This is a genomic window from Streptomyces sp. SID11385 (assembly GCF_010548245.1).
Classification (GTDB): Bacteria; Actinomycetota; Actinomycetes; order Streptomycetales; family Streptomycetaceae; genus Streptomyces.
This window is the reverse complement of the sequence record NZ_JAAGLR010000399.1, coordinates 1-221: the sequence shown is the minus strand read 5'-3', so window position 1 is coordinate 221 and position 221 is coordinate 1. Positions and strand designations below refer to the sequence as shown.

Here is a 221-nt window from a genome sequence, read left to right as displayed (position 1 = left end):
CGCGGTCACGAGGTGGTCGATGCGCATCAGGACGTGTCCGGGGTCGACGTACGGGTGCGCGGGCCGGAGGGCGAGTACACCCTGCGGGGTTCGTACCTGGTGGGCGCGGACGGCGAGTCGAGCCGGGTCCGGGAGCTCGCCGGGATCGGCTTCCCGGGTGCGGGCTCGTCCAACTGCGGGCTCGTCGCGGATGTGGGGGTCCCACTTGAGGAGCTGCCCGA

The 221-nt window shown here is 72.9% G+C and carries 1 protein-coding gene; it reads left to right on the top strand.

The window, feature by feature from the left end; genetic code table 11:
- Positions 1-12 precede the first annotated feature (12 nt).
- The coding region (locus tag G3I42_RS11955; RefSeq protein WP_343244525.1) for an FAD-dependent monooxygenase at positions 13-221 on the top strand (209 nt) is incomplete at its 3' end.